A 24,302-nucleotide genomic window follows, 5' to 3' on the forward strand; every position below is an offset into this window, starting at 1 on the left:
TCTATTTAGAAAAACACTTAGTATCTGGATCTCTTAAATATTCAAGCAGTGCCAGCTTCTTTTGACGAGTTGCTGGTGTTCTTGCTTCATCCGCTTCTCTTTGAAGAACATCAAAGAAAGCATCCATCGTACCTTTCTTCGTATCTTTCATCTCATCAGATGTCGCTTTTAAAAGACGAGTTAGTTCCGTCATTTCTGCATCACTAAATCCACTCGATAGGAAAGAGTAGAACTTGTGTCCGTTTGTATTGCTGAATAGATCAACCTTTCCACCACTAACTGAAACATCTCTAATGGCCGCGATTAAATCCTTTTGTACAGGTGAACCAACTTTCTCTGCTGTTAAAAAGTAAAGTAGTGCTTCTTCATCCGTTGCATTAAGCATTGGTGTACGACTTGACCATTTCTGAGACTTAACTGCAGAGTTGATCTGGCGTGATAACTTAACAGGTGAGCTATAACGAGACATCACCTTAAAGATTCTTTGTGAGTAATCATCTTTCATCTCCGATAGGACAAAGTTAAAACCAGCATCAGATAGATTCTTATTCACACACGGTGCACATGAAAGGATACCGCTCTTATTATAACCATAACGTTGTGACAGATAGACAAAGTTATTGATTGCGTTTTTAATTTCTTCAGGAGTGGCCGATTCTTTTGAAAAGACTTCTTCTACTCTCTGAAAGCGGGCCTTATCTTGAGATCCAGAAACCATCATCTTTAAAGTATTCATGCTAAAGTCTTCTTTCTTTCCAGTATGAGAAAGATCTTTCATAGCTAATTCAATATTGTTGGCAACAACAGATCTCACTTCTTGATCTGCGATCCCACTTTTGACTAATAGCTCATCTAGGCCGTGACCTGCCGACTTGAATACACTGAATACCGAACCAAATGATAATTGACTCGTAAGCATTAGGAATACTATTTTTGATGATAATTTCATTCAAACCCTCTTCTGATAATTTCTTAAGTTAAATATCGGCTAATTTTGATCAAATATTTAGTAAGGAGCTGTGTGTTATGGTTGTGAATCCTCGAAATATCAAGGAAATCAGGATGTTATAAAGATGAACAATTCTTGAATTAAGATATTCACTTGGGTACAATGACGCCTCACTTTGGGGAATGTATTATGGTAAACTTATTTAAGGTATTAGTTTTATCTACTTTTTTACTGCCAAACTTGGCCTTAGCAAGTATCGATGGAGCGACAGAATCTGAGATTGAAACTTGTCGTCGCCTAAGAATTTTCCTGGCCGGTGCAGTAGGTGAAGTAGAGTGCCAAACTGAATATCAAATCTACTCTAAGTTTGTTGGTAATTACGATCGCCAGAGAGTTAAGAAAGAGTCAAAGAATGTTCGCATTGGTGCCTTTAATTTATTTAAGCCAGGTGCGACTCAAACAGAATACAAAGATCATCAATTAGTTGCTGAGGTGATTAATCACTGGGATGTTGTTGCAGCAATTGAGCTTACCTCAAACAACGGACTGAGTAAGAGACACAATGACGCAATCGTTGAGTACTACACAAACCGTCTAACTGAAATTGAAACAACTAATAGTGACCTAAACTCATTAACAACACGAAATGAGCTAGCTCTTATTCGTGAACAATACGATTTTCCAGGATATATTCTTCTTCTTAAAGAATTACAAAAGCTAGATTCTTCTTGGTCTCTTGTTCTATCAGGCAAGCAAGAAGGAAGTGAGAATGCGACTGTAAAAGAACTAACAGGCTTCTACTATAGAAGTAGCGTTGTTAGCCTAAAGAAGACTAACTACTGTCGTGATCGTTATGGAAGAAATGGTAAGTTTGGTTGTCTTCCTGTTTTAGATGAGAAGACTTTTGGGCGTGATGTAGATGGGCTATTTTCAAGAAGGCCATTTATTTCGACATTTGAATCAGGTGAGTTTGATTTTACTCTACTTGCAACGCACGTTATTCATAACACTCCTTCAGACGAAGCTCTTCAGAAAAAAATTCTTAAAAATGTTTATGGTGTCGAAGACTATAAAGATATTGGGCCAGGTGTAACTCAACTTAAGTATGCTCGTTTTGCCGAAGTTAGACTAATGGCCGAGTTTGTCGACTACCTAAGAAAGTCATACTACGAACAAGACTATATTATTCTGGGTGACTTTAATTTAGAGAGCTCAAATAACTATTGGGAAACTTTCTTTAATGACTTCTCAAACCTAGAGATTAGAATTGAAGGTGCAACTTCAATGGCCGTTGGAAAGAGCCTTTCTGACGGAACAATTACTCATGGGACAAAGAGTAACTACGATCATTTCCTTTTTGATCCTAGTGAAACGACTAACTGCCAAGGTGATGGTGCTGCTAAGATCTTCAACTTCATTGAAGGAGATTTTTCTCGCCTCATTAATAGAAGATACCTAGTTCGTTCAAATGCTATGTATTATTCAACGACAAGAGAAAAAGATATGTACCGCTTAAAAGCTGGTGGCCGTGAAAAAGTAGAGTCACTTGTAAGCAATTATGTACGTTCTATTGAAAATAAAATGACGGTAAAGAGTGGTCAGCTTGTGAAGAGATTCGATATCGAAGAAAGCAAGCAAGAGTTCTACGATCGTGTGATCGACTCTCAATTATTTGATAAGACTTATTACAGCTATCTAAAAGAGGTAATGAGTGACCACCTTCCAATCTATATGAATTGCTCAAATCAATACGACAACGACTAATTTCACAACACGGAATTTAGTAGAATTTGGAAAACAACGAATAATTAAGCCTCCGAATGGAGGCTTTTTTATTGCCTAAGTGCTTAATAACACATGGCTTCTGGCCGTACTTGTCTTGAACGGCCTATGAAATATGTTCACAATAGAAGATATTTACTCGCAGAAGTTCTAAAATCTAATCATTAATCAACTTAATGAAAGGTTTTACTATGATCAGAGCAAAAGAGCTTATTTGTATTACGGCAGTCCTTATGGGGCTTACTTCTTGTCAAAATGACAGTGCAATTACTGAGAAAGCAGTCGAGGCAGGTAGTAGTAATTCAATTCTTGGAAAAGATGATCGAAGATCAACGATCAATAACTTAAATAAAACTTTCTATCGAAAAGTTGGCCAGTTAAGGTCTGATGTAAAACTTGGAAACTCTGGAATTAAAAAGGTTGCAACATGTAGCGCGACACTTATAAAAAATAAATTTGTTATTACAGCAGCTCACTGTGCATACCTCTCAGATACAAATAACTTACTTAAGAATACATACTTTTATCCAGGGATCGATGGTGTCGATAATTTTGATAGCGGACGTTATCCAGTTGTTCGTGTCTATCATCCTGAACTTTATGATAATGAGAATTTTTCTTCTTCTGAAGATATTGCGATACTTGAGCTTGGTGCTGACAGTGATGGAAGGCACGCAGGGCAAATCGTTGGAACTCATGGCTACTGGGGAAAAGAATCATTCCCAAGTGGTGAAACACTAACAATTGGTTATCCTAGTGATAAGCCGAATGCAAAACAATTTTATGAAACAGGCTGTGATATCTCTAATAGTAATTATAACCATCTTTCATTAAATGTAGAATGTGATGTTATTAAAGGACAAAGTGGTTCTCCAATTTTTGTCTACAACTCAGAATACGATAATTTCTATATTCATGGAGTTATCACTAGTGAGAGTCCTAGAATGAACTACGGTAGTTTTCTATCTAAAGAAAGACAGAAAATCATTAATACAATTTTTGATGGAAGCTTTTCGACGACTAATGAATTTGAAGAGAAGTGGATTACGAAAAAAGTTAAACAAGATAATCTTGTACGTATTCTTGTTAAAAATACGTGTCGAAACGATTTTACTAGAATCGCACTTAACTACAAAAATGTAGAAGGTGAATGGGTGAGGGAAGGTTTCTATACTGTAGGAGCAGGAGAAACAAGTGAGTTAGCAGTTAGCCCTAATGGAATCTTCTACCTACATGCTAGAAGTGGTAATTGGAAGTCCATCATCAGTGGCGGAAATGTATATCAAATTCCTGGTAGTGGAGCTCAGAACCTCAAAAAATATTCTGTCGATAAATATGGAGATTACGTCGTCAAAGTTCCTTGTTATTAATATCATGTGATTTAAATATTAACCGAAGCTGGCCGTCGTAGGCGCAGCTTTCGGTTGTTTCAAAACGATAATGATTAATATCAATTGCCCTCAATAATAATTCCTTTCAATAACATTTTATGTATCCTACAATAAATTAAGTTTTAATTTACTTAGGGGTTGATGTTGAGGAATTTTCTTACTTTATTCTTACTTGTTTCAATTTTATCGTCATGTGGAAAGAGTGACATTGTCGTAGGTGGAAAATTTAATCCTTTGGAGAGCCTCTCTGTTGAAGAAGCATTCTATTCTCAGGCCATAGGTAATTGTTCAAATAATACTCGCCAGCATAGGGCCTTATCATTCACTGGAATTCTTTCAAGAGAAATCGCAGGCGAGCGCTACATGGCCCAGATTAAGATAATTCTTAATAGGAATGCAAAGACGTATGACATGACCTATTCTGAGTATCCATTTCCTGCAAATGTCGATCAAATGATTTTTACAACTAGTTTATCAAGTACATATGAAGTTGTGGAAAATACCATTGTTTTAAAGAATTTTGCTAATATCAAAGCAACTATAGAGAATGATAAAATTTCACCTCTTATGGAAATCACAAATGACATTCGAAGTATTATTGATACTAGAACAATCGTAGGGCGTGCAAAATTCTATTCTGATGATGATATTGTTAATGAGTGTTTGTAGATTTTTCTTTTCGTTTTATTCTTCAACTTTCCCATTGCTCCTGAGACAACAGTCAGCTCCGGCTCCTGCCTCTCGCTGACATACAATTCATCCTTAACATAAAAGCCTGCATAAACGCAGGCTTGTTGAAATTATTTTCTAGCTAAAGTGTAAGGGAGCTATAACAGCGTCAAATCTTAGCTTCGCTAAGATGCCGCAGTTATTTTAATTCTACTTTCGGGAAAAGCGCCTCCGGCGGTTGAGGCGTATAAGTCGCCTTACCAAATTCCATAAGCTCAGACCCATTTACACTTGAACCAATATATTCAAGAGCAGTCTTTGTACACTCAGGAAGGAAAGCTTGAAGCATATAAGATGCTGCGGCCATTCCGTAGAAACAGTTATAAGCGATTGGTGCAAATGCTGCTTCATCAGCTTTGTGCTTCCAAGGTTCTTTGTCGTTAACGTATTGGTTAAGGCTAACGATTAGATCCCAAATAGCATCAATTGCTTTATTGTGCTCACGTCTTTCCATGAACTCTTTAGCGCGCTCAAAGTGTGGAAGCGCATCGATCTCTTGAGTAACACCTTGTGCAGTATAAACTTTATCAGGGAAGCTCTTAAGACCTAATTTGATAACTCTCATAAGAAGGTTACCATAGTCATTTGCAAGCTCACTATTGTGCTTATCAACTAATTCTTGCTCAGAGAATTTTCCATCACCTGAAGAAGAAATATTTTTTAGCATATAGTAACGGAAAGTATCCGTTGGATATTTTTCAAGCATTTCAAATGGATCAACAACATTACCAAGTGACTTACTCATTTTCTTTCCATCTTCAGCAAGTACCATTCCGTGAACATAAACTTGTTTTGGAAGTGGAAGATCAGCGGCCTTTAGCATACATGGCCAGATTACTGAGTGGAACCAAAGAATGTCCTTACCAATAACGTGCATATCTGCTGGCCAAAACTTTTCTCTCTGGTCTGTGTTTAAAGCAGAGTAGTAGTTAATGAGAGCATCAAACCAAGTGTACATAACAAAGTTTTCATTACCTGGAACAGGTACACCCCAACCTTGGCTTGGACGAGAGATCGCAAGATCTCTTAGGTCGTCATTTTCAAGACGAGAGAGGATCTCTTTGTATCTTGCTTGTGGCACGATAAAGTCTGGATTAGCTTTTAGGTGATCAATAATCCATTTTTGATATTCGCTTAGCTTAAAGAAGAAACCTTCTTCTTCTTTAAGTTCAAGTGGCTTGTGGTGTTCTGGACAATTTCCATCTGGAGCTTGTGCTTCAGTATAGAAAGACTCACATGAAAGACAGTAATTCCCAGAGTAGTGACCGTGGTAGATCAGTCCCTTTGCTTCTAGGTTCTTCCATAGTTCAACACATGTATCAGCATGACGCTCTTCTGTTGTTCTGATGAAGTCATTGTATTGAATATTTGCTTTTGTACAAAGTTCTTTAAAAACTTCAACATTAGCATTTACGAATTCAAGTGTATCAAGTCCAGCTGCTTTTGCTGATTCAATTAGCTTTTGTCCGTTCTCATCTGTTCCTGTTAGGAAGTGAGTTTCTTTTCCAAGAAGTTTATTCCAGCGAACGTATGAGTCAGTTACGATCTTCTCATAGGCGTGACCGATATGGGGTCTTCCATTTGGGTAGTCAATTGCAGTCGTTGCATAGAATGTATTTTTAGTCATTTCAAGTTTCCTTTAAACAAGTTTGCTCTTAGGGTGAGTGCTACTTAAGGTTTAACAACAATATTACAGATTCTACCTGGTACGTAGATCTCTTTAACAATAGTTCCCGTTAGGAATTTCGCAACCTTCTCATCAGCTTTTGCTTGAGCTAGGAAGTCTTCTTTTGAAATATCCGCTGGAACGTCAATTGTTGATCTCGTCTTACCATTAACTTGGATGGCCATTGTAATTAGGTCATCTTTTGCAAGGTCAGCATCAAATGCTGGCCAAGCGGCAAGAGAACAAGAAGTTGTTTCACCTAAGTTTGCCCACATCTCTTCTGCAGCGTGTGGAGCAAATGGAGAAAGAAGTCTTGTAAACGCCTTAGCAGTTTCAACTGAAACCTTACCAAGTTTAATAACTTCGTTATTCATTACCATCATTGCTGAGATTGCCGTGTTAAAACGTAGGTTCTCAACATCTTCAGTAACTTTCTTAATTGTCTTGTGTAGGTGTTTTAGAACGTCTTGATTTGTTTCTGCACCTTCATAAGTATTTTCTGGATTACCATAGAAAGAAAATGACTTTCTAAGGAAGTTGAAAACACCTTTTACACCTTTTGTTTGCCATGGCTTAACTTTCTCAAGTGGCCCCATGAACATTTCATAAAGTCTAAGAGCATCTGCTCCGTATTCTTTGATGATGTCATCTGGATTTACAGTGTTTCCTTTAGACTTACTCATCTTCTCACCATGCTCATCTAGGATAAGACCTTGGTTGAAAAGTTTTTGGAATGGCTCTTTTGTTGAAACAAGTCCTAGATCAAAGAGCACCTTGTGCCAGAAGCGAGCATAAAGTAGGTGAAGGACAGCGTGCTCAACACCACCAACGTATAGATCTACTGGCATCCAGTATTCTTCAAGTTGTTTATCCCAAGCAACTTCAGAGTTCTTAGGATCGATAAAGCGAAGGTAGTACCAACAAGAACCTGCCCATTGAGGCATTGTATTTGTTTCACGTCTTGCTTTCTTTCCTGTCTTTGGATCAGTTAGGTATAACCAGTCGTCAATACGAGCAAGAGGTGATTCACCAGTTCCTGATGGTTCGTACTTTTCAACTTCTGGAAGACCTACTGGAAGTTCATCTTCATCAAGACATCTTACTGTTCCATCTTCGAATTTAAGAATTGGGAATGGTTCTCCCCAGTATCTTTGACGAGAAAATAACCAGTCGCGAAGTTTGTAGTTAATCTCTTTCTTTCCAATTTCATTTTCTTCTAGGTGAGCGATTGCTTTTGCAATCCCATCTTCCTTGTTTAGGCCATCAAGGAATCCTGAATTAATATGTGTTCCATCTCCAGTGAAAGCTGCTTCATTTACATCGCCACCTTCAAGAACTGGAATGATTTCTAGATCGTACTTCTTAGCAAATTCCCAGTCTCTTTCATCGTGAGCTGGTACGGCCATGATCGCACCTGTTCCGTACGAGATGAGAACATAGTCTGCAATCCATACTGGAATCTCTTTTCCATTAAGTGGGTTGATTGCATAAGCACCAGTGAAAACACCTGACTTATTCTTGTTAAGATCTGTTCGATCAAGATCAGACTTAAGAGATGCTTCTTTGATATAGGCGTCAACTTCAGCTTTCTTATCGTCTGTTGTGATTTGTGCAACAAGGTCGTGTTCAGGAGCTAGAACCATATATGTTGCACCAAATAGAGTATCTGGACGAGTTGTGAAAACATCGATCTTTGAATCAACACCTTTTACAGCAAAAGAGACTTGAGCACCTTCTGAGCGTCCAATCCAATTTCTTTGTAGTTCTTTAAGAGACTCAGGCCAGTCAAGATCATCAAGGTCTTCTAAAAGACGATCTGCATATTCAGTGATTTTTAGCATCCACTGCTTCATTGGCTTTCTAACGACCGGGTGACCACCAACTTCAGATTTACCGTCAATTACTTCTTCGTTAGCTAGAACTGTCTTAAGTTCAGGACACCAGTTAACTGAGATCTCATCTTCAAAGGCTAAACCTTTATTATAAAGTTGAGTGAAGATCCATTGAGTCCATTTATAGTAGTCAATACTTGATGTTGCGATCTCGCGATCCCAATCATATGAAAAACCACAAGCTTTTAGTTGTCTTGTGAAGTTTCCAATATTTTCTTTTGTAATCACATTTGGGTGAGTACCTGTCTTAATGGCATAGTTTTCTGCTGGAAGTCCAAATGAATCCCAACCCATTGGGTGAAGAACGTTGTGTCCGTTCATTCTTTTGAAACGAGCAAGAATATCTGTTGCTGTATAACCTTCTACGTGACCTACGTGAAGACCAGCTCCTGAAGGGTATGGGAACATGTCCAATACATAGTATTTAGGTTTAGATTTGTCTGTTGAGTCTGTTCTAAAAGTTTTGTTGTCGTCCCAAAACTTCTGCCATTTTGGTTCAATTTCACCAAAGTTGTACTGCATTAAAAGCTCCTGAATTTACTAGTAAAATATCAGGGCGAATTATAAACCCTATAATGTAGATCGTCTATTATGTGTGTCGCGTTATCTTGGAGATGTCCTGCTAAAGGAATTGCCAAAATAAGTCAGTGGATTTATACTTAAGCCATTAAAAGTAGATTAATTTTTTGAATGGAGAAACGATGTATCGTTTAGTGCTTTTTTCCCTTACTCTAGTAGGGCTAGTTCTTGTTATGAACCTTTCTGGTTATCAGAGTATTGAAGTCAACAATGATAAATATAATTTTGAAGATGCAAAGAAAGCACACGCTGCTCACGTTGTTGAGGTAGCTGAGCTTGCTAAGAAGCATGCTGAAGTTACAGCACCTCCGAAAGTAACTGATGAAGTTATTGAAGAAAAAACTTTAATCCCTCTTGATACTCCACAGCTAGTGAGAGCTGATAAACTTTATAAGCAATGTATTGCATGTCACGCTAAAGATGGTTCTGGTAAAGCAGCAAATAAAGCACCAAGAATCGGTGGGCAAATGGAATGGTATATTGAGAAACAACTTCTTGATATGAAATCAGGGGCCCGTGTTAACCAACAAATGTTAACAATCGTAAAAAAGCTTTCTGCTGACGATATTGCGGACCTAGCGGCTTACTTATCAAAGGTGCCATGGGGCGGAGTTAAGAACTAAAATTTAATTTCAATAAGAGGCCGCTTTCTAAGCGGCTTTTTTTTTGGGAGAAACTATGAAGATCTTTTCACTTTTACTTCTTTTAACGATTACAGCTTGTGCATCGAAGCCGAAACTTTATCCAAACTCAGCTTATCAAAAGTATGGAAAGGTACAGGCCGATCGCGATATTGAGATTTGTATGGCCAAGGCCGATGAATTTTTAGAGAGTGATCGTGGAAGACAAATGGTGCGTGAAGGTGGAAAAGGTGCTGCATGGGGTGCTATTGTTGGTGCTGTTGCAAGTGCTGTCTTTGGTGGCAATGCTGGAAAAGGTGCTGCTCAGGGCGCCGCTATTGGTGGTGCAAGTGGAGCTGCTTCCGCAGGGCTTAGTGAAGATCAAATTAAGCAGCGTTTTGTAAATCGTTGTCTTGCTGAAAAAGGCTACGAAGTAATTGGGTGGAGATAAATGACTTTATATCGTTACAAAAATATTGAACCAACTATTGCTGAAGGGTGTTTTATCGCAGACTCGGCCGATGTTATTGGTAAGGTCTTTTTAGGAAAGAATGTTTCTCTATGGTTTCAAGTTGTGGCCCGTGGGGATGTGAATGAAATTCATATCGGAGACAATTGCAATATACAAGATTTGACGATGCTTCATGTAGAAGACAATATTCCTCTAATCATTAAAGAGAATGTTAGTGTTGGTCACAGCGTGACTCTGCATGCTTGTACTGTGGAAGAAGGTTGTCTTATTGGAATGGGTGCCACTGTCTTAGATGGTGCAGTCATTGGTAAGAACTCGATAGTGGCGGCCGGAAGTGTTGTCCCTCCAGGAAAGGTCTATCCTCCTGAGAGCTTCATTATCGGGACTCCTGCTGTTGTAAAAAGAAAGTTAACACCACAGGAAGTGGAGCAGTATAGTAATCACTATAAGTCGTACTTAATTACAAAAGATGAGTATTTAAACGACGTCGAAGTTATTTGCTAAGCTTTAAAAGATTAAAGACCTTGTCCACAAGATCATCTCTAGAGAAAGGCTTAACAAGAACATTCGTTACACCTGAGTTGATGACACTCACCATTGATCGGTTATCTAAGAACCCTGAAATAAGAAGGTATTTCATTTTTTGATACTTCATTGACTTACTAGCGATATCGATGAAGTAGGTACCATCTTTATCAGGCAGTTTGTAATCAATAATAACAAGATCAAACTCTTCATTTCTCAGCTTCAGAAGTGCAACACTTACAGTGTCGGCCGTGACAATATTTCGAAAAGCACCTGTCTGCTCAAGAAAGGTTTTTATTAAAAAACAAATCTTTTCTTCATCATCAACGATGAGTATAGAAGGCTTTCTAGGCGCGAGTGAATTTTTAGAAGGGGACATCGCCATTAGTCCTGCTCCTCATTTTTTATACCAAGCATATTTAAAATATCTTCTTTATTAAATGGTTTTTCAATAAAGCCTTTAACTTCTTTGTTGCTCTCTATCTTTGCACGATCGGCTACCCCAGACATAATATATGTAGGGACTTGAATACCAAGATCGATGATATCCTTTGCAAACTCAACACCATTTACTTTGGGCATATCATAATCTGTAATAATAGCATCAACATCAGTCCCATCTAAGATTCTTTTCGCTTCAACAGCATTTGATGCAAAGATTAGAGTAATTGGCCCTTGAGCAAAGAAATTAGTAAAGAGATTGAGAATCTTTGGTTCATTATCGATCACAAGAACTTTCTTAAATTCATGATTTGTACTTAACTCACTATCTGTGAATGTTGTCGTCTCCATTTTTGGGAGAGTGATTTGAAATTCACATCCTGATTTTGAGTCTAATAATTCGAGTGAACCAGAATAAGAATCAATGATCTTTGAAGAAATTGAAAGCCCAAGACCTGTACCTTCTCCTACCTCTTTTGTCGTAAAGAAAGAATCAAAGATCTTGCCTTGATTTTCTTTTGGAATACCTGGCCCATTATCTTTAATCGTTAAGAGATAGCAAACATCGTTGCTAGAGATTGTGACTTCAATTTTTGGTGAACTCGTCTGTGCTTCAGTTAGTGCATGAATCGCATTTGTTATTAAGTTAATGATAACTTGCTCAATCTCAATTGGGTTTACTTTAACAATCGAAGAGGTCGAAGGGGAGAAGTCTAGCTCTATTTGATTTTGCTCAATCGGTAGCTTTAAAAGAGTTAAAGACTTTTCAATAATCTCCTCTAGTGACATAAATTTCTTTTCACTATCTTTATTGTGAAGGAAGCTCTTTAGGCCTTTTACAATTTTTGTAATACGATCAATAGAGTCACGAGTATCATTAATGCTTTCATTAATGATTCCTTGTTCCTTTAATTCTTCTCCAGATAAGAGGACACTGATTAGTTCAATATTTCCCGAAGCAATTGTTAAGGGGTTTGAAATTTCATGTGAAATCGTTGCCGTGATTTCACCAATAGTGCTGAGCTTGTCCGCTTGAATAATTTGATTATGGATTTGTTTAAGTTCTTCAATTTGAAAGCGATACTTTGTGTAGAGATTCTTTTCGATACTGATATCGTTGAAACAAACTACCTTTTCATTATTTTCACTTTCAATAACTTTGATGACGACATGGTAAAATGTCTGATCATCGAGAAATATCTCGACTTCAGGCCCGACCTTAACATCATGAATATCTTCGAGAAAATGTTCAATATCAAAACCTGTAAATAGGGAACTAAGCTTAGGTGACTTCTTTAACACCCTTGGTGACTTCTTGAAGAAAGAAGCAAAGAAGTGATTGTAGTAGATAATCTCATTATCATTATTAATGACACAGATTGGTTCAAAAATAGAGTCGTATAATTCGTATTTAGCCATCAGTTACTTCTTTGGTTATTTCATTTGTTTAATGAATTGAAAGTACTGCGCTTCAATAGCATCAAATTCTAGTTCTTCACCATCATCATTTTTCATGACTGGTGCTTTGTTATCAACGACATCACTAGTTTTAATTAGTATCATCTTTACATCATCAGAAGATTCTTCATAGTAGGGAGCGTAGAAGCTTTCTACTTTTATTCCTGGTTTAATAAAGCCGTGGACCATATTAATTTGTTCAATGACAGTCTGAGGACAATGAGAGTAGGTGATTGCACCAGTTAATTCTCCAAGCATATTAATCCATTCTCTAATCCCACAAGAATTAATCATTTCAACAGCGTTGAAATTAATATGAAGGTCTTGATCCTTAACTCCAAGGATAGGAGTTAGATCCGCGTCCTCATCAATTCTTCCTGTTAAATTTAAAATTGTTACATCATTTTCAGTCTTTATCTCGACCTTTAAGTTACTCATATTTTAATCCTTTAAATTATAAAAACTTATCGATGGTATTCTCTTACTAATTTCTTTATACCTTTTATTCTTTTCGATATAGAGGTAGAAACTAGTGCTATCTTCATTTGCGACAATATGAAGTCGATCACAGTTTTGGAATATTAAGTATAGACCCAGTCCTGCACCTCTTCCTTCTTGCCTTGGGGTCTTCTCTACGGCTGCACGATAGAGAGAACCAATGATTGAAGATTTGGCCACACTAGTATAACTCTTGTAGTGCACTATCGTTTTATTTTCATCCTGAGAAATTTCAATTTCTCCATGTTTTTGGTTGCTTACTCGATGAAAAATATCATTTGTGTAAAATTCATTTGTAATCAATTTTAATTTATTCTCAAAGCTTTCGTGGTAATCTTTTAGGTCAATGCCGTTTAAAAGAATATTACATTTTTGATCAAATTCATTTTCGAGGTTGATCGATATCTTATTTGTTTTCTTTGAGTTAATTCTACTTTCGAGATTATTTGGCCTTTGTTTTGTTAGGTACGAAATGATATTTTTAATTTCATCCTGAAGGCAAGGGGAGGTTCCAATCAGATGATTGGTTCTATTATCCTTTAGGTACTTTAGATTTACGAGCGTGTCGTAGCGACTTAAGAAGATATCGCATGAACCTGAAAGCTCATCACTAATTTTAAGATTTAAATTTGGAGCTTGAAAATCTAATGCTTCAACCTCTTTAAATTTTGAATTCTCAATCTTAAATTCTATACCCATAAGAACATCACTTTATTTCCTGGCAGATGAGAGTGAGATCATCGTCAAATGAATCACTTCCTCTGTGATTGTGTACAATAGAAACTATTGTATCACGAATCTCGGTACCCGTGTGGGCTCCATATGTCATTAAGATCTTTAGTAGTTTTCTAAGTCCCCACTGTTTACCATCACTGTTTTCAGCTTCAGTGATTCCATCTGTCATATACACAAGCAGGTCACCTTGCTCGAGAATAATGGTTTCGTACTCATATTTAGAGTCCGAGCTTTCACCTAATCTTGGCCCCTTTGCTTCAAGTAGGGGAAGTATATCTGCTTTTGAGATTTCAGATTTCTTTGGGACCTTAAGTACTTCAAGGTGACTAGCATTGGTATATGAGTATTCCTTTGTTTTTGTGTTGTAGACGGAAACAAAGGCCGTAAGAAGAATCTTGTTATTTGAAAGGTTAATAACCTTATTTAAATGTGAAGTAATTCGTGCAGGAGAGATTTGTGTCTCATCCTCTGACAGTCTTATTTTAATACTATTAAAGGCCGAGTTTATCGCCGAAGTTAGGAGCGCCGCAGGTAGGCCGTGACCTGTAGCATCCGCGATAATAGTAATGATGTATTCATTAAATTCGTAGTGTCCCCACCAGTCACCACCACACTCTGAAGCTGGTGCCGCGTAAGAGCTAAGTCTAACATTAGGAGTATCAATATCATTTGATGGAAAGAATTCTTCTTGCACCATCTTTGCAACTTTTACTTCTTCATCTAGGCGTGCCTTTTCTTTCATCTCTTCAATATATTCAAGAATTTCACGACTCATTTGATTAAAAGAATCGCCAAGAGTTCCAAGCTCATCTCTTGTCTTGATTTCAACTGTCGACTCAAAGTCCCCTTGACCAATGCTGATGGCCCTTTGGTAGAGCTTCTCAATTGGTTTGGAAATTGTTTTTGATAGTAAGACAATGATGATTGTCGATAGGGCAATAATAAAGATTGCAAAGAAGATTGCTCTTTGGACTAGAAACTTCGTTACCGATAGGGCGTCTGATTCAGAGATCGTCGAGACAATAGAAAGAGCGAAGGCCTTTGTTTGGGCCAGAGAAACCAAATAGTCATCATCATTAAAAGTAAGCTTCTTTACGATATTATTACCTTTAAGCTCATTCTTATCATAATTATGAAGGCCAATGAGGTCATTACCAAGAACGAGATTACCGTCCTTAAAGACAAGCGTATTATACGTTCGATTTTGTGAGAGAAGGTTATTTAAGATATTGGCCTTGATAACGATTGAAGTTAGGCCTTTGTTTATCTTTTTAGTGAGAATGACAAAAAGGTCTTCCTTGTATTTGAAAGAGCTAAGTGAATTATCTCTCGTATCTTTTGGAATCGCTAATTTAAAGTCATTTTCATTCTTTTCAAAATCTTTATTAATGATGAATTGGTTCTTTTCAATAAAGGCGAGGATATACTTACTTTCTGCAACCGCCTTTGCTCTTAGCTTATTATTTTTTATAAGAGCTAAATTCTGAAGATCATTCTCTATTTTATTAAGAGTGTAGTTCATCTCCTTAGCAACACTTGTGACATTAAATAGCGAGTTCTCGTAGAGGTAAGCCTTCTTATCTTTTTCAAAGAGGTGAGTGGCATATTTCGTTAGAAAAGCGATAACGATAATTAGTAGCGCTGTGTTTAGCGATATTAATTTAAGCTTGATCGGAAATGTCGGTCTCTTGCCCATTATTTACCTATGTAGAAGTCTATTGATAATTTAGATACAATGATATTAACGATTTGCGTCATGCGCAAGAATGAGAAAAGAGTACCAGGAACAATTTTGGGGCGACTAAATTCATTAGTTGATACATTTCTAATCTTGATGTGCCTTTGTGTTGCGGCCTTTGCTGGCAACCAAGTTTTCAATACATCATATATTCCACCAATCATGGGTGGGGAGCGAATTACTTTAGGTCAGGTCTTCGAGTTACAAAATGATGTGAGAAGAAGAAGTTTTGATAACTTCTCTTGGCATGACCTAGGTTCAAACGAGGCCCTCTTTCATAACGATCGAATTTTCACTGATAAGAACTCTACAGCACAGTTAGAGTTTAGTTCTGGCAATCGCATCAAAGTGTCTGAAGAAAGTCTCTTCAAAATCACTCAAGAAACGGATGGGATTAATCTTAATATCGAGCAAGGTGTTATCTTTGCAACTCTTAATAATGCCAATGAAGCCTTTGTCGTAAAAGTAGGTGATCAGATATATGAGATCACTTCGAATGATTCAAAGATTAAGATTTCAAACTCAAATGGTAACAAGGAACTTTCAGTTCTGGATGGGAAGGCAAGTGTTAAGCTTGGTGACCGCGAAGAAACAATTGAAAAGGGTGTAAAAGTTCTTCTTACAGACGAAAGTTATACTATTAAGCAAAGCTGGCCAAGTGAGTTTTTACCGCTCGATGGTGATGTCTTTTACGTGAATGAGAAGAATTCAATTAAATTTAACTTCAATGAAAAAGTAGGGAAGTTATTTGTATCGAAGTCTCGCTCGGCCTTTGAAAATGGAGAGGCCCATGAAGTTAATGGCCTTGAGATTAGCGTTGAAAACTTATCTGAGGGGATTTTCTATTGGCAGGTAAATGATGAAAATAATGTTTCAACAGAGAAGTCTTTTGAGGTTGTTTATGAAGTCGTTCCTGAATTTGAAAATCTAGATGAAACACAAAATACGATCTTAGTAGATAATGAAAAACTTATTTATACTCAGGCATTTGATGAAATTGAGTTAATGGTTAACGGAAAGCTATGGGATGATTATGACTATGACGAAGGAGAGCTTAGGCTTACTTTTGAAAAAGTCGGAGACTATGAAGTTTCATATCGTAATAAGGATAAACGACATCCTTATGCACTTTTTTCTAAGCCTGTCTTAATAAAGGCCGTCGCAAAGCCTGGAGATATTGTTTTAAAAAGACCATTTAATGGGGAAGAATATTATTTTTATAATGATGGCGTTGTTAAGTTCTCTTGGGAAACACAAGACCTCTTTAGTGAAGTGAGTACTTATCTCGTCTTAAATGGTAAAAGACAATTAGTTGCTGGAAACACATTTACAGCTTCTGTGAGTGAAAGTGGAGAGTACCTTTGGTCACTTGAGTATGTCTTAAATAATGAAGTGATCGCACGCTCAAAAGAGAATAAGTATCGTGTAACTTTTGATAATGACAATAGTGCTCTTGAACAGGGCCGTAAGATTGTCGTTAAAAAGCCGGGAGATGTAATTGATCTTACTTGGCAACAGCAGGGAAGTGACAAATTTGTAGTTGAGATCTCTCGCGATCGAAACTTTAAGGCGATTAAAGAAACAATTGAAACCTCGGAAAGTAATACAAAGCTTCTTATTAAAGAACTAGGGATTCATTACTGGCGTGTGAAGAATGAAGAGAATAAATTCGTTCCTCCTGTGAAGATTATTATTGTGCCTCCACCACCGCCAAAGGCACCTCGTATTGATAAAGTGGAAAAGAGAGTTCAGGTTATAAAAAAATCTCTCCCTCTGGCCATTTTAAATCTATTAATTGATCAGGCATTTGCGCAAGATAATATTGAGCTAAAGTGGGAGCCTGTTAGTGATGTTAAAGAATATCGTATTCAGATTCTTGATGGTGAAAAAATCATTGTTGATGAAAAAGTGAAGCTTAATCGTTTTGAGTGGAATGACTACTTAACAGGTCACTTTCAATGGAGAGTTTCAGCAATTGATTTTTGGAATCAAGAAAGTCCATTCTCTGCTTTAGAAGATTTAATCATTACAAAGAAATTTGGTGGAGCGAAGGGGATTGATCTTATCTCTCCAAGACACGGCCTTGCTATTAATGAAGGCGATGTAGTCGAGATGAAGTTTAATCAAGTTCGAGGTGATAAGTTCTTTATTGAAATTTCAAAGGATAAGTACTTTACAAGTGTTAAAGAAATACCTCTTGGAAAGAAGACAACATATACGTTTAGAAATAAATTGGAATCCAGCTTTTACTGGCGTGTTAAGGCCATCGAGAAAAAAGATATTATCTATTCAAAGAAGAGAAGGGTAGATGTTGCTCGAAAAGAAGTCGTTCAACCTAGAAAGGTTGAGAAAGTGATGATTTCTAAAAATACGATAAGAGAAAAGAGCTGGTACTTTGGCTACGCCCCAGAAAAAACAAATTATGAAGTTATTAACAATGGAAAGAAAATTGTTGTTGATGATATGAATTTCATTTCTCTTTATGGTGGCCACAAAGGAAAGCTTGATAGCTATCACTATCTTGTTGAACTTAAGCATTCAAGTGGAGTTGTCTTTAACGATCTTGGCTTTAATCAATCAATTTTTAAGGGACGAGTCCTAAAAGAATATCAGAGTTTTGATTATGGGCTAACTTCACTTCTAGAGTACCGTAGTGAACTTGAATATAATGGTAGCGAAGTTACTTCAAGTGCACAGTTCTATTTTAACCTCGGACTTACTGGTAAGTTTCAATATGAAAAGTTAAGCCTTTCACTCGATTATTTCTTCTTAAATTATGCAGGCCTTAGCGCTAAAGTTAGTTATGAGATTAATCGTAATTACGAAGTTGGGATTAACTTAGAGACGCGAAGTAATTCCAAGATTGAAGCCGACTCTACTAATATCGCTCTTCTTATTCAATATAATTACTAGAAAATATATTTTATGGACTGACCAGTATATGGGCCAGATTTTTGGCCGAGTAATCTTGATATTCCCTTCTAAGTTATTGAAAACCACAAAAAGTAAGGCCATTTTCGGGGCATGCCGATGGGCGCTTTATAATTAAGACAGGTTAAAACTAGAACTTGTGAGGGCATTTTGAAGAGAGAAAGAAGGCCACATTCACATTTATATTCGGTAAAGCTACTTGCTTTTCTCGTTGGGGTAATGTTGGTTGCCTCTTCTTGTGTTCCACAAGATGAGATTGAGGATTTAGTTAATGTTCCGGGAGCTGATTTACCAACGCTTCCAAATCTTGATGTCGCTTGTTACCAAGATGTGTATGCACCTAAAGAAGAAGATATTACGAGAAATATCGATATCCTGGTTATTCCAGATACGTCTGCTTCAATCATTGCGGAAAGGGCACAGATTGCAGAAGGCTTTAATGCTTTCTTAGATGTTCTTCCTGCAGCAGCTGATGTGAATATCGCAGTTATGCTAGGCCATGGTTCGGGGTCTTCACGTTTTGGGACGTTATATACAAAGTCGACTGAGCCAACGATTCTTTCGAATCGTTCACTTACTATAGATGAAATTAAAGCACACTTAAGAACTAAAATGGAAAATCCTGCTGGTGACTACCGTACAGATGGTGGAGAGGCCGGTCTTGCATCTCTTAATCGTGCGCTTGAAGATGATTACTATAGCAATATTCAAGAACAGGGCTTCTTTAGAGAAGATGCGGGCCTCGTTGTTGTCTTTGTCGCTGATGAGCAGGATATTTGTGCCATCTATCCGGAAGGTGTAACACCTGTTCCTGATCCACAAGGTGGTGAGGATCGCTCACGTATTACAGAATGTTTTGATGGAGATACACAGGTTGTTACTCCAAAGAGTGTCTTTGATAAGTTAAAGGCCCGCTATACTGATCGCCCGCTTGTAACAGGTGGAGTTATCTATAATAATTTAAGTACTATCCCATTTGGTGGAGAAAATGAAATTGGATATGGGTATAAAGAGTTTGTCGAGTTCGGTGGTGGGTTCACTGTCGATATGGCAACAGGTGAGTATGGTGATGGTTTATCTAAATTAGGTACACTTGCCATGTCACGTATTGATCCTGTTAATTCATTTAATCTAGAGGTCGCAAATATTGATACGAATACCATTCGTACTTTTGTTGATGGAAAGGAAGTTGAGTACTCATATGATACTGAACTTAATATTGTTTCCTTAAACGAAGAGCGTGGGCCTTTCTCAATTGCAGCAGTTCAGTACTGTGAGAAACCTTCTGTATCAAAGCAAGTCATTCAGATCGTTGCAGGTGGTTCTCACTCTTGTGCCCTTATTGCCAATGGTGAAGTGAAGTGTTGGGGAGACAACTCAAAAGGTCAGCTTGGTCAGGGAGATACTGTTGATCGTGGTGATAATGAAGATATTAATTCGATTCCTGCCATTGATTTAGATGGAGAACTTGCACTACAAGTTATTGCAGGAAATCTTCACACATGTATTCTAACGGAATCTAATAAAGTTAAATGTTTTGGTGATAATACTTATGGACAGTTAGGGATGGCATCAACTGATACGCTTGGAGATGACGAACAGCTGTCTGAATATGGTTATACTCAAATTGGTGGAATTGTAAGAAAGCTATATGGTGGAACTTATCATAATTGTGCTCTCTTAACGACAGGTGATGTTCGTTGTTGGGGACAAAATTATTACGGCCAACTTGGAACAGGTGATACGGAAATTATTGGTGATGATGAAACACCGGCCGAAGGTAATCTTGTGGCACTTGGTGCTAAAGCAATTCAAATGGATATTTCATCTATGAGTTATCATGCCTGTGCAATTTTATCAGGTGGAACTCTTAAGTGTTGGGGACGTGGAACTCACGGACAACTTGGTTTAGGAAATACAGATAGTATTAACTCACCAAGTTTAGCTACTCCAACCCCTAAGGGAGTTATTGCTGTTACAACCGGTGGTATTCATACTTGTGCCCTTCTTTCTGACTCTACAGTTTACTGTTTTGGGCATAACTCTCAAGGACAGCTAGGGGATGGAACTAGTGAGGCCATGGGTGATAATGAAACACTAGAGAATCACACAGCACTTGATTTAGGCTTTGAAGTAGCATCTGTTGTGGCTTCTAATACAGCAACTTGTGCAATCTCTAAAGGTGGAGAGGCCAAGTGTTGGGGGAATGGATCGTCAGGTAAGTTAGGTCAAGTAGGGACAGCTAAGATTACAGGTGATCTTGCAAACCTTCCTGCAATTGAACTAGGTAAGAGTGTTTCACAAGTTTCTGGTGGGCTAAATCACCACTGTTTCTTAACGACGGATGAGGGCCTTGTAAAATGTATTGGTAATGGTAGTAAGGGACAACTAGGTAATGGAAATACTGAGTCTATCGGTGATGATGAATCACCAGTTCTAACAAGCTTCCTTGCTCTTTTTAATATTTAAGAAATTAATTCCAAATAATAAAATCATAAGAACGATGGCACCGAGAATACTTTCATTATTCGGTGTCATATCTTCTCTAACCGCACACCCTGGCTCAATTCCTGATTGAAGAGTTTCAAAGCCACTTGCCCCAAGTGTTACGATGGTTGGATTAGGCGAGTAAGATCCACCAACTCCTGTGATGACTCCGTCAAGTTCATCAAGACGAATAATTCCATCGCCTCCGTCTCCTCCTGCTCTTCCAAGGACTCCACCAGCTGCACCACCGTTTCCTCCTGAGGCATCGAGAGCTGAATTGAGTTCGATATTACCAACTGCTTGTAAGAAGATAATTCCACCGGCACCACCACCTGAGCCACCAGAATCTCCAAAGGCTGAAGTTGTGCCCGGCTGTCCAGCTCCACCATTGGCCAGAATAGGAGCGTTGATATACATATCTCCACCTGCGGCGATATGAATAACTCCACCACCACTTCCTCCAGGTGTTGCTCCACCTTCTGTTGCACCACCTTGCTCGCAGCCACCGCCACCGTTTCCACCACCAGCACCACCAAACATTTGTGCTTCAAGATTTAAGGCAGAGTCATATGTTGCAGTTGTTGTACCTGGGGCACTAAGAGTATCTGATCCATCAACTGAGCCAGAAGAAACACCTGAGCCACCATTACCACCTATCGTTGCATGTGATCCACCAGCGCCACCACTGCCTCCAATATCAGAGAAGCTAGAGCCTCCACAAACGGCATCTGTTGCGCTTGATCCTTGTGAGCCAGGAATTGTCGCCGGGCCTGTTCCTGCAGCATATCCACCGGCCACACCTTCTGCTACCGAAATTGAATGGTTAATGGTTACATCGCCTTGAACTTTTATGATGAGGGGATTAGCTCCCGTAATTGTAATTGCACCTGTTGTTGTGAGGTCCGTACAATTATAGGTTCCACTAGGGATTGATCCTGTCCAGCTACATGAAAGATCACTACCGTCGCCAGTATCAACGGCGCCAAAAGTAGTTGATGATATTAGTAAGAATATAGGTAGGATAAATCTCTTCACTGAAGAAATTTTAACATATCTTAGGAATGTCTTTAACTAGGTATAAATGACTAGAAATTACCTTGGAAGAAGTTAAAGCGAACGGCCTCAATATCTTTTCTTCCCTGGTTATATGAGAAGAAGCTTTGCTTTATAACTTGAGAGCGTACTTCAATTTGCTTGCTTTTTTGGTTGAAGATAAACTCAAGTTGAACATCCTCATTTGTTGCCTTTAGGTAGACATCATTTCTTTCAATTTTGTAGCCACCAATCTTTCTGATGACACTTGCAATCTTTTCAATATTTTCTTCAGGTGTGGCCCCAAGCATTTTAAAAGGCATGATATAGCTAGAAGAGGCCTTCTTCTCTTTTGAAGAAAGACAATTGTCGATTGATGGGCAAGTGAAGTTGTCCAGACTCGTAGACTCTTGAATAAGGAATTCTTTTGAGCAAGATGCTGTCGTAATAAGAATTGCGGTAATCAGTGATAGTCTAGCGAGTCTCTTCATTAGTTTAGTCCTTCTCTCTTAATCTTAACTAAAACATATGGTTGAACAATGAGGTATTGGAATTCTGTATTCTCTTCTTCCCATGTTCCAATTTGCTCATCAGTTGGGCGAAACATTTGCTCATCCGCAAGCCACTTCTTAATATACTCAACCTCATCGCGGGCCATGGTAAAGCCAACAGCAGCAAGTTCAAGTTCATCAGTGATCATAAATAATGCTTCTCTTTCATGATGTGGTTTTAAGAGATCCCACTTTGCATCATCGATGTCATTAGCTAGTCTTTCTAATAGGTTCTCATTATTATTTTCATCGTTCATATTAATTTCCTATTAAATTGCTTTCATCATTTGTTTATCGTTATTAATTTGTGCAATTAACTTCTCATCTGTATCGATGTAGTTAGATGTGTGAACTTTCTTGGCCGCTTCTATTAATTCTTTAGAAGGCTCTTCCTTGTCCATTTCATTCTTAAGAAGAGAGTAATATTCTCTTTCTAGTTTGTTCTTTTTCTCTTCCTTCTTACGGTAGTAAGGAGTAAGGATAAAGAGGAAAGCAAGAACGGCAATCATCGACCATACGATATGATAAATTTTCAAAAATACACCTCATGATTTAGTTTCGTAATAAATATACTATGTTAAAATTGCTCTGTGAATGATTTAAAGAAACTAGTTATTCTTGCCCAAGGCGGCGATACAGAGGCATATCACGCCTTTTTGGAAACCGTATCTCAAACAATAAAACGAATTGTTTCTTTTAAAGTATTTAACGAATCTCACCGCGACGATATATGTCAGGAAATATTAATAAGTATTCATCATTCACTCCCAACATATTCTCCTGAAAGACCAATAATGCCTTGGATTAACTGTATTATTGAGCGTCGAATTATTGATTACATTCGTAAATACATGAAATTAGAAGAAAGAGAAGAAATCTTTGATGAGGCCGTCACAAAAGAGGCCAATGCAACGAATAACAATATAGAACGACTTGCTGTAGAACAGCAATTAGAGATGCTTATTGAGAAGTATCTAACAGAAGAATTACGTAGGCCACTTTTGATGGCAAAGCTTGAGGGCCATAAGACCAAGGAGATTTCAAGGGAGCTTGGAATTTCTGAAGCGGCAACTCGAACGAGAATTTCTCGCGCAATGGCAAAGCTAAAAAAAGCGGTTAGGATTAATAATGGAAAATGAAAAATTAATAAATTCATTGGTCAGTGACTTAAGGCCTGTAAAACGATTGGCCTCTCCGGGGATTCGTGCGTTGCTATGGGCCGTGCCACAATTTCTTCTTAGCTTCATTGCTATTTCAATAAGTTCACCAATTGAATTTAAGTATATGTTAAATGCACAATTTATCATTCAAGTGTTATTTGCCATCGTTGCTCTTGGTATAGGCTCGTATCTTGGTTTTGCTAATACTGTTCCTGGACTTCTTAGTGAAAGGAAGGCCAAGCTTGCTTTTATTCCATTTCTAATTTTACTAGGACTCATTATTTTTAATATTATTTACCCAGTCGGACTCGATCTTACACATGAGCATCGTGCAAATTGCTATCAAGAGTTAAGTGCTCTGATGATTATTGGCTTTGTTCATAATTACTATATGCTTAAAAAGGGCTTTATTGCCTTTAGTAGTGCAACTGTTGCGACAGGCTTTTTAACAAGTGGTATGATTCCATTGGTCATTCTGTACTTTGGATGCTCTTTCTCAACTCAACACTTAGTTGTATCTCATTATCTTCCAATTATTGTGATTACAACTTTAGGTTTATTAATTTTTAAATTAACTAAAAAGATTAAATAGAGTGTAACTATTTTAATTATAAGTTCGAATAACAAAGTAAGAAGAATTTAAGCTTCTTAAAAGAAATACTAAAG

At 37.7% G+C, this 24,302-nt stretch carries 22 protein-coding genes; 10 read left to right on the plus strand and 12 right to left on the minus strand.

Annotated features, from left to right (window positions below; genetic code table 11):
* Position 1: 1 nt before the first annotated feature.
* Positions 2-949: a hypothetical protein gene (locus ABMA78_RS07640; RefSeq protein ID WP_392858608.1), complete on the minus strand. Its 948-nt coding sequence runs from the start codon at positions 947-949 to the stop codon at positions 2-4.
* A 189-nt stretch (positions 950-1,138) separates the two neighbouring features.
* Between ABMA78_RS07640 and ABMA78_RS07645 the strand changes: the two genes are divergently transcribed.
* From ABMA78_RS07645 to ABMA78_RS07655, 3 genes are all read left to right on the plus strand, one after another.
* Entirely contained in the window at positions 1,139-2,713 is a 1,575-nt protein-coding gene (locus tag ABMA78_RS07645; RefSeq protein ID WP_392858610.1) for a hypothetical protein, read from the plus strand.
* 209 nt (positions 2,714-2,922) lie between these two features.
* Positions 2,923-4,101 (plus strand): trypsin-like serine peptidase, encoded by a 1,179-nt coding sequence (locus ABMA78_RS07650; protein ID WP_392858613.1) that lies wholly within the window; start codon positions 2,923-2,925, stop codon positions 4,099-4,101.
* A gap of 165 nt (positions 4,102-4,266) precedes the next feature.
* On the plus strand, positions 4,267-4,791 hold the full coding sequence (locus tag ABMA78_RS07655; RefSeq protein WP_392858615.1) for a hypothetical protein: 525 nt from the start codon (positions 4,267-4,269) through the stop codon (positions 4,789-4,791).
* Positions 4,792-4,990: 199 nt separating this feature from the next.
* Here ABMA78_RS07655 and metG read toward each other — a convergent pair whose 3' ends face one another.
* A complete protein-coding gene (metG, locus tag ABMA78_RS07660; RefSeq protein WP_392858618.1) occupies positions 4,991-6,478 on the minus strand; it encodes a methionine--tRNA ligase in 1,488 nt (495 codons plus the stop codon).
* A gap of 44 nt (positions 6,479-6,522) precedes the next feature.
* Entirely contained in the window at positions 6,523-8,931 is a 2,409-nt protein-coding gene (gene leuS / locus ABMA78_RS07665) for a leucine--tRNA ligase (RefSeq protein ID WP_392858621.1), read from the minus strand.
* 179 nt (positions 8,932-9,110) lie between these two features.
* Here leuS and ABMA78_RS07670 point away from each other — a divergent pair, with 179 nt between their 5' ends.
* Genes ABMA78_RS07670 through ABMA78_RS07680 form a run of 3 tightly spaced genes read left to right on the plus strand, consistent with a single transcriptional unit; the run spans position 9,111 to position 10,584 of the window.
* Positions 9,111-9,611 (plus strand): c-type cytochrome, encoded by a 501-nt coding sequence (locus tag ABMA78_RS07670; RefSeq protein WP_392858624.1) that lies wholly within the window; start codon positions 9,111-9,113, stop codon positions 9,609-9,611.
* 55 nt (positions 9,612-9,666) lie between these two features.
* On the plus strand, positions 9,667-10,059 hold the full coding sequence (locus tag ABMA78_RS07675) for a cell envelope biogenesis protein OmpA (protein ID WP_392858625.1): 393 nt from the start codon (positions 9,667-9,669) through the stop codon (positions 10,057-10,059).
* On the plus strand, positions 10,060-10,584 hold the full coding sequence (locus tag ABMA78_RS07680) for a gamma carbonic anhydrase family protein (RefSeq protein ID WP_392858627.1): 525 nt from the start codon (positions 10,060-10,062) through the stop codon (positions 10,582-10,584). It begins immediately after the preceding gene.
* Here ABMA78_RS07680 and ABMA78_RS07685 read toward each other — a convergent pair.
* The 5 genes from ABMA78_RS07685 to ABMA78_RS07705 are packed head-to-tail and all read right to left on the minus strand — an operon-like array spanning position 10,574 to position 15,433.
* Positions 10,574-10,990: a response regulator gene (locus ABMA78_RS07685; RefSeq protein WP_392858630.1), complete on the minus strand. Its 417-nt coding sequence runs from the start codon at positions 10,988-10,990 to the stop codon at positions 10,574-10,576. The genes ABMA78_RS07680 and ABMA78_RS07685 overlap by 11 nt on opposite strands.
* A complete protein-coding gene (locus ABMA78_RS07690) occupies positions 10,990-12,465 on the minus strand; it encodes an ATP-binding protein (protein ID WP_392858632.1) in 1,476 nt (491 codons plus the stop codon). The genes ABMA78_RS07685 and ABMA78_RS07690 overlap by 1 nt, the downstream gene beginning before the upstream one ends.
* 15 nt (positions 12,466-12,480) lie before the next feature.
* Positions 12,481-12,942, minus strand: a complete 462-nt coding sequence (locus ABMA78_RS07695; RefSeq protein ID WP_392858634.1) for a hypothetical protein — start codon at positions 12,940-12,942, stop codon at positions 12,481-12,483.
* Between the two features lie 3 nt (positions 12,943-12,945).
* Positions 12,946-13,701 carry a hypothetical protein gene (locus ABMA78_RS07700; protein ID WP_392858635.1) on the minus strand — a complete coding sequence of 252 codons (756 nt, stop codon included), beginning with the start codon at positions 13,699-13,701 and terminating at the stop codon, positions 12,946-12,948.
* A 7-nt stretch (positions 13,702-13,708) separates the two neighbouring features.
* On the minus strand, positions 13,709-15,433 hold the full coding sequence (locus ABMA78_RS07705) for a SpoIIE family protein phosphatase (protein ID WP_392858638.1): 1,725 nt from the start codon (positions 15,431-15,433) through the stop codon (positions 13,709-13,711).
* A gap of 60 nt (positions 15,434-15,493) precedes the next feature.
* On the opposite strand from ABMA78_RS07705, the gene ABMA78_RS07710 reads away from it, so the two are divergent.
* Together ABMA78_RS07710 and ABMA78_RS07715 are read left to right on the plus strand one after the other, a co-directional pair.
* Positions 15,494-18,388 (plus strand): FecR domain-containing protein, encoded by a 2,895-nt coding sequence (locus ABMA78_RS07710; protein WP_392858640.1) that lies wholly within the window; start codon positions 15,494-15,496, stop codon positions 18,386-18,388.
* A gap of 168 nt (positions 18,389-18,556) precedes the next feature.
* Entirely contained in the window at positions 18,557-20,875 is a 2,319-nt protein-coding gene (locus tag ABMA78_RS07715) for an RCC1 domain-containing protein (protein ID WP_392858641.1), read from the plus strand.
* Here the strand turns inward: ABMA78_RS07715 and ABMA78_RS07720 are convergent.
* The 4 genes from ABMA78_RS07720 to ABMA78_RS07735 are packed head-to-tail and all read right to left on the minus strand — an operon-like array spanning position 20,843 to position 23,012.
* Positions 20,843-21,928: a hypothetical protein gene (locus ABMA78_RS07720; RefSeq protein WP_392858643.1), complete on the minus strand. Its 1,086-nt coding sequence runs from the start codon at positions 21,926-21,928 to the stop codon at positions 20,843-20,845. The two genes, ABMA78_RS07715 and ABMA78_RS07720, sit on opposite strands and share 33 nt — an antisense overlap.
* A gap of 50 nt (positions 21,929-21,978) precedes the next feature.
* Complete coding sequence (locus ABMA78_RS07725; protein ID WP_392858645.1) at positions 21,979-22,416, minus strand: DUF1499 domain-containing protein; 438 nt, start codon at positions 22,414-22,416, stop codon at positions 21,979-21,981.
* Positions 22,416-22,733 carry a DUF2288 family protein gene (locus ABMA78_RS07730; protein WP_392858648.1) on the minus strand — a complete coding sequence of 106 codons (318 nt, stop codon included), beginning with the start codon at positions 22,731-22,733 and terminating at the stop codon, positions 22,416-22,418. Before ABMA78_RS07730 ends, ABMA78_RS07725 begins: the two co-directional genes overlap by 1 nt.
* A 12-nt stretch (positions 22,734-22,745) precedes the next feature.
* Entirely contained in the window at positions 22,746-23,012 is a 267-nt protein-coding gene (locus tag ABMA78_RS07735) for a hypothetical protein (protein ID WP_392858651.1), read from the minus strand.
* A gap of 54 nt (positions 23,013-23,066) precedes the next feature.
* Between ABMA78_RS07735 and ABMA78_RS07740 the strand changes: the two genes are divergently transcribed.
* Positions 23,067-23,615 (plus strand): RNA polymerase sigma factor, encoded by a 549-nt coding sequence (locus ABMA78_RS07740; protein WP_392858653.1) that lies wholly within the window; start codon positions 23,067-23,069, stop codon positions 23,613-23,615.
* Positions 23,605-24,228, plus strand: coding sequence for an NrsF family protein (locus tag ABMA78_RS07745; protein ID WP_392858656.1), 624 nt, complete (start codon positions 23,605-23,607; stop codon positions 24,226-24,228). The genes ABMA78_RS07740 and ABMA78_RS07745 overlap by 11 nt, the downstream gene beginning before the upstream one ends.
* Positions 24,229-24,302: the final 74 nt, after the last annotated feature.

The organism is Halobacteriovorax sp. RZ-2, from assembly GCF_043196685.1.
Classification (GTDB): Bacteria; Bdellovibrionota; Bacteriovoracia; order Bacteriovoracales; family Bacteriovoracaceae; genus Halobacteriovorax_A.

Coding starts and splice junctions, on each gene's coding strand:
- ABMA78_RS07640 (WP_392858608.1), bottom strand. CDS start 949: ATGAAATTATCATCAAAAATAGTATTCCTAATGCTTACGAGTCAATTA.
- ABMA78_RS07645 (WP_392858610.1), top strand. CDS start 1,139: ATGGTAAACTTATTTAAGGTATTAGTTTTATCTACTTTTTTACTGCCA.
- ABMA78_RS07650 (WP_392858613.1), top strand. CDS start 2,923: ATGATCAGAGCAAAAGAGCTTATTTGTATTACGGCAGTCCTTATGGGG.
- metG (WP_392858618.1), bottom strand. CDS start 6,478: ATGACTAAAAATACATTCTATGCAACGACTGCAATTGACTACCCAAAT.
- leuS (WP_392858621.1), bottom strand. CDS start 8,931: ATGCAGTACAACTTTGGTGAAATTGAACCAAAATGGCAGAAGTTTTGG.
- ABMA78_RS07670 (WP_392858624.1), top strand. CDS start 9,111: ATGTATCGTTTAGTGCTTTTTTCCCTTACTCTAGTAGGGCTAGTTCTT.
- ABMA78_RS07675 (WP_392858625.1), top strand. CDS start 9,667: ATGAAGATCTTTTCACTTTTACTTCTTTTAACGATTACAGCTTGTGCA.
- ABMA78_RS07680 (WP_392858627.1), top strand. CDS start 10,060: ATGACTTTATATCGTTACAAAAATATTGAACCAACTATTGCTGAAGGG.
- ABMA78_RS07685 (WP_392858630.1), bottom strand. CDS start 10,990: ATGGCGATGTCCCCTTCTAAAAATTCACTCGCGCCTAGAAAGCCTTCT.
- ABMA78_RS07690 (WP_392858632.1), bottom strand. CDS start 12,465: ATGGCTAAATACGAATTATACGACTCTATTTTTGAACCAATCTGTGTC.
- ABMA78_RS07695 (WP_392858634.1), bottom strand. CDS start 12,942: ATGAGTAACTTAAAGGTCGAGATAAAGACTGAAAATGATGTAACAATT.
- ABMA78_RS07700 (WP_392858635.1), bottom strand. CDS start 13,701: ATGGGTATAGAATTTAAGATTGAGAATTCAAAATTTAAAGAGGTTGAA.
- ABMA78_RS07705 (WP_392858638.1), bottom strand. CDS start 15,433: ATGGGCAAGAGACCGACATTTCCGATCAAGCTTAAATTAATATCGCTA.
- ABMA78_RS07710 (WP_392858640.1), top strand. CDS start 15,494: ATGCGCAAGAATGAGAAAAGAGTACCAGGAACAATTTTGGGGCGACTA.
- ABMA78_RS07725 (WP_392858645.1), bottom strand. CDS start 22,416: ATGAAGAGACTCGCTAGACTATCACTGATTACCGCAATTCTTATTACG.
- ABMA78_RS07730 (WP_392858648.1), bottom strand. CDS start 22,733: ATGAACGATGAAAATAATAATGAGAACCTATTAGAAAGACTAGCTAAT.
- ABMA78_RS07745 (WP_392858656.1), top strand. CDS start 23,605: ATGGAAAATGAAAAATTAATAAATTCATTGGTCAGTGACTTAAGGCCT.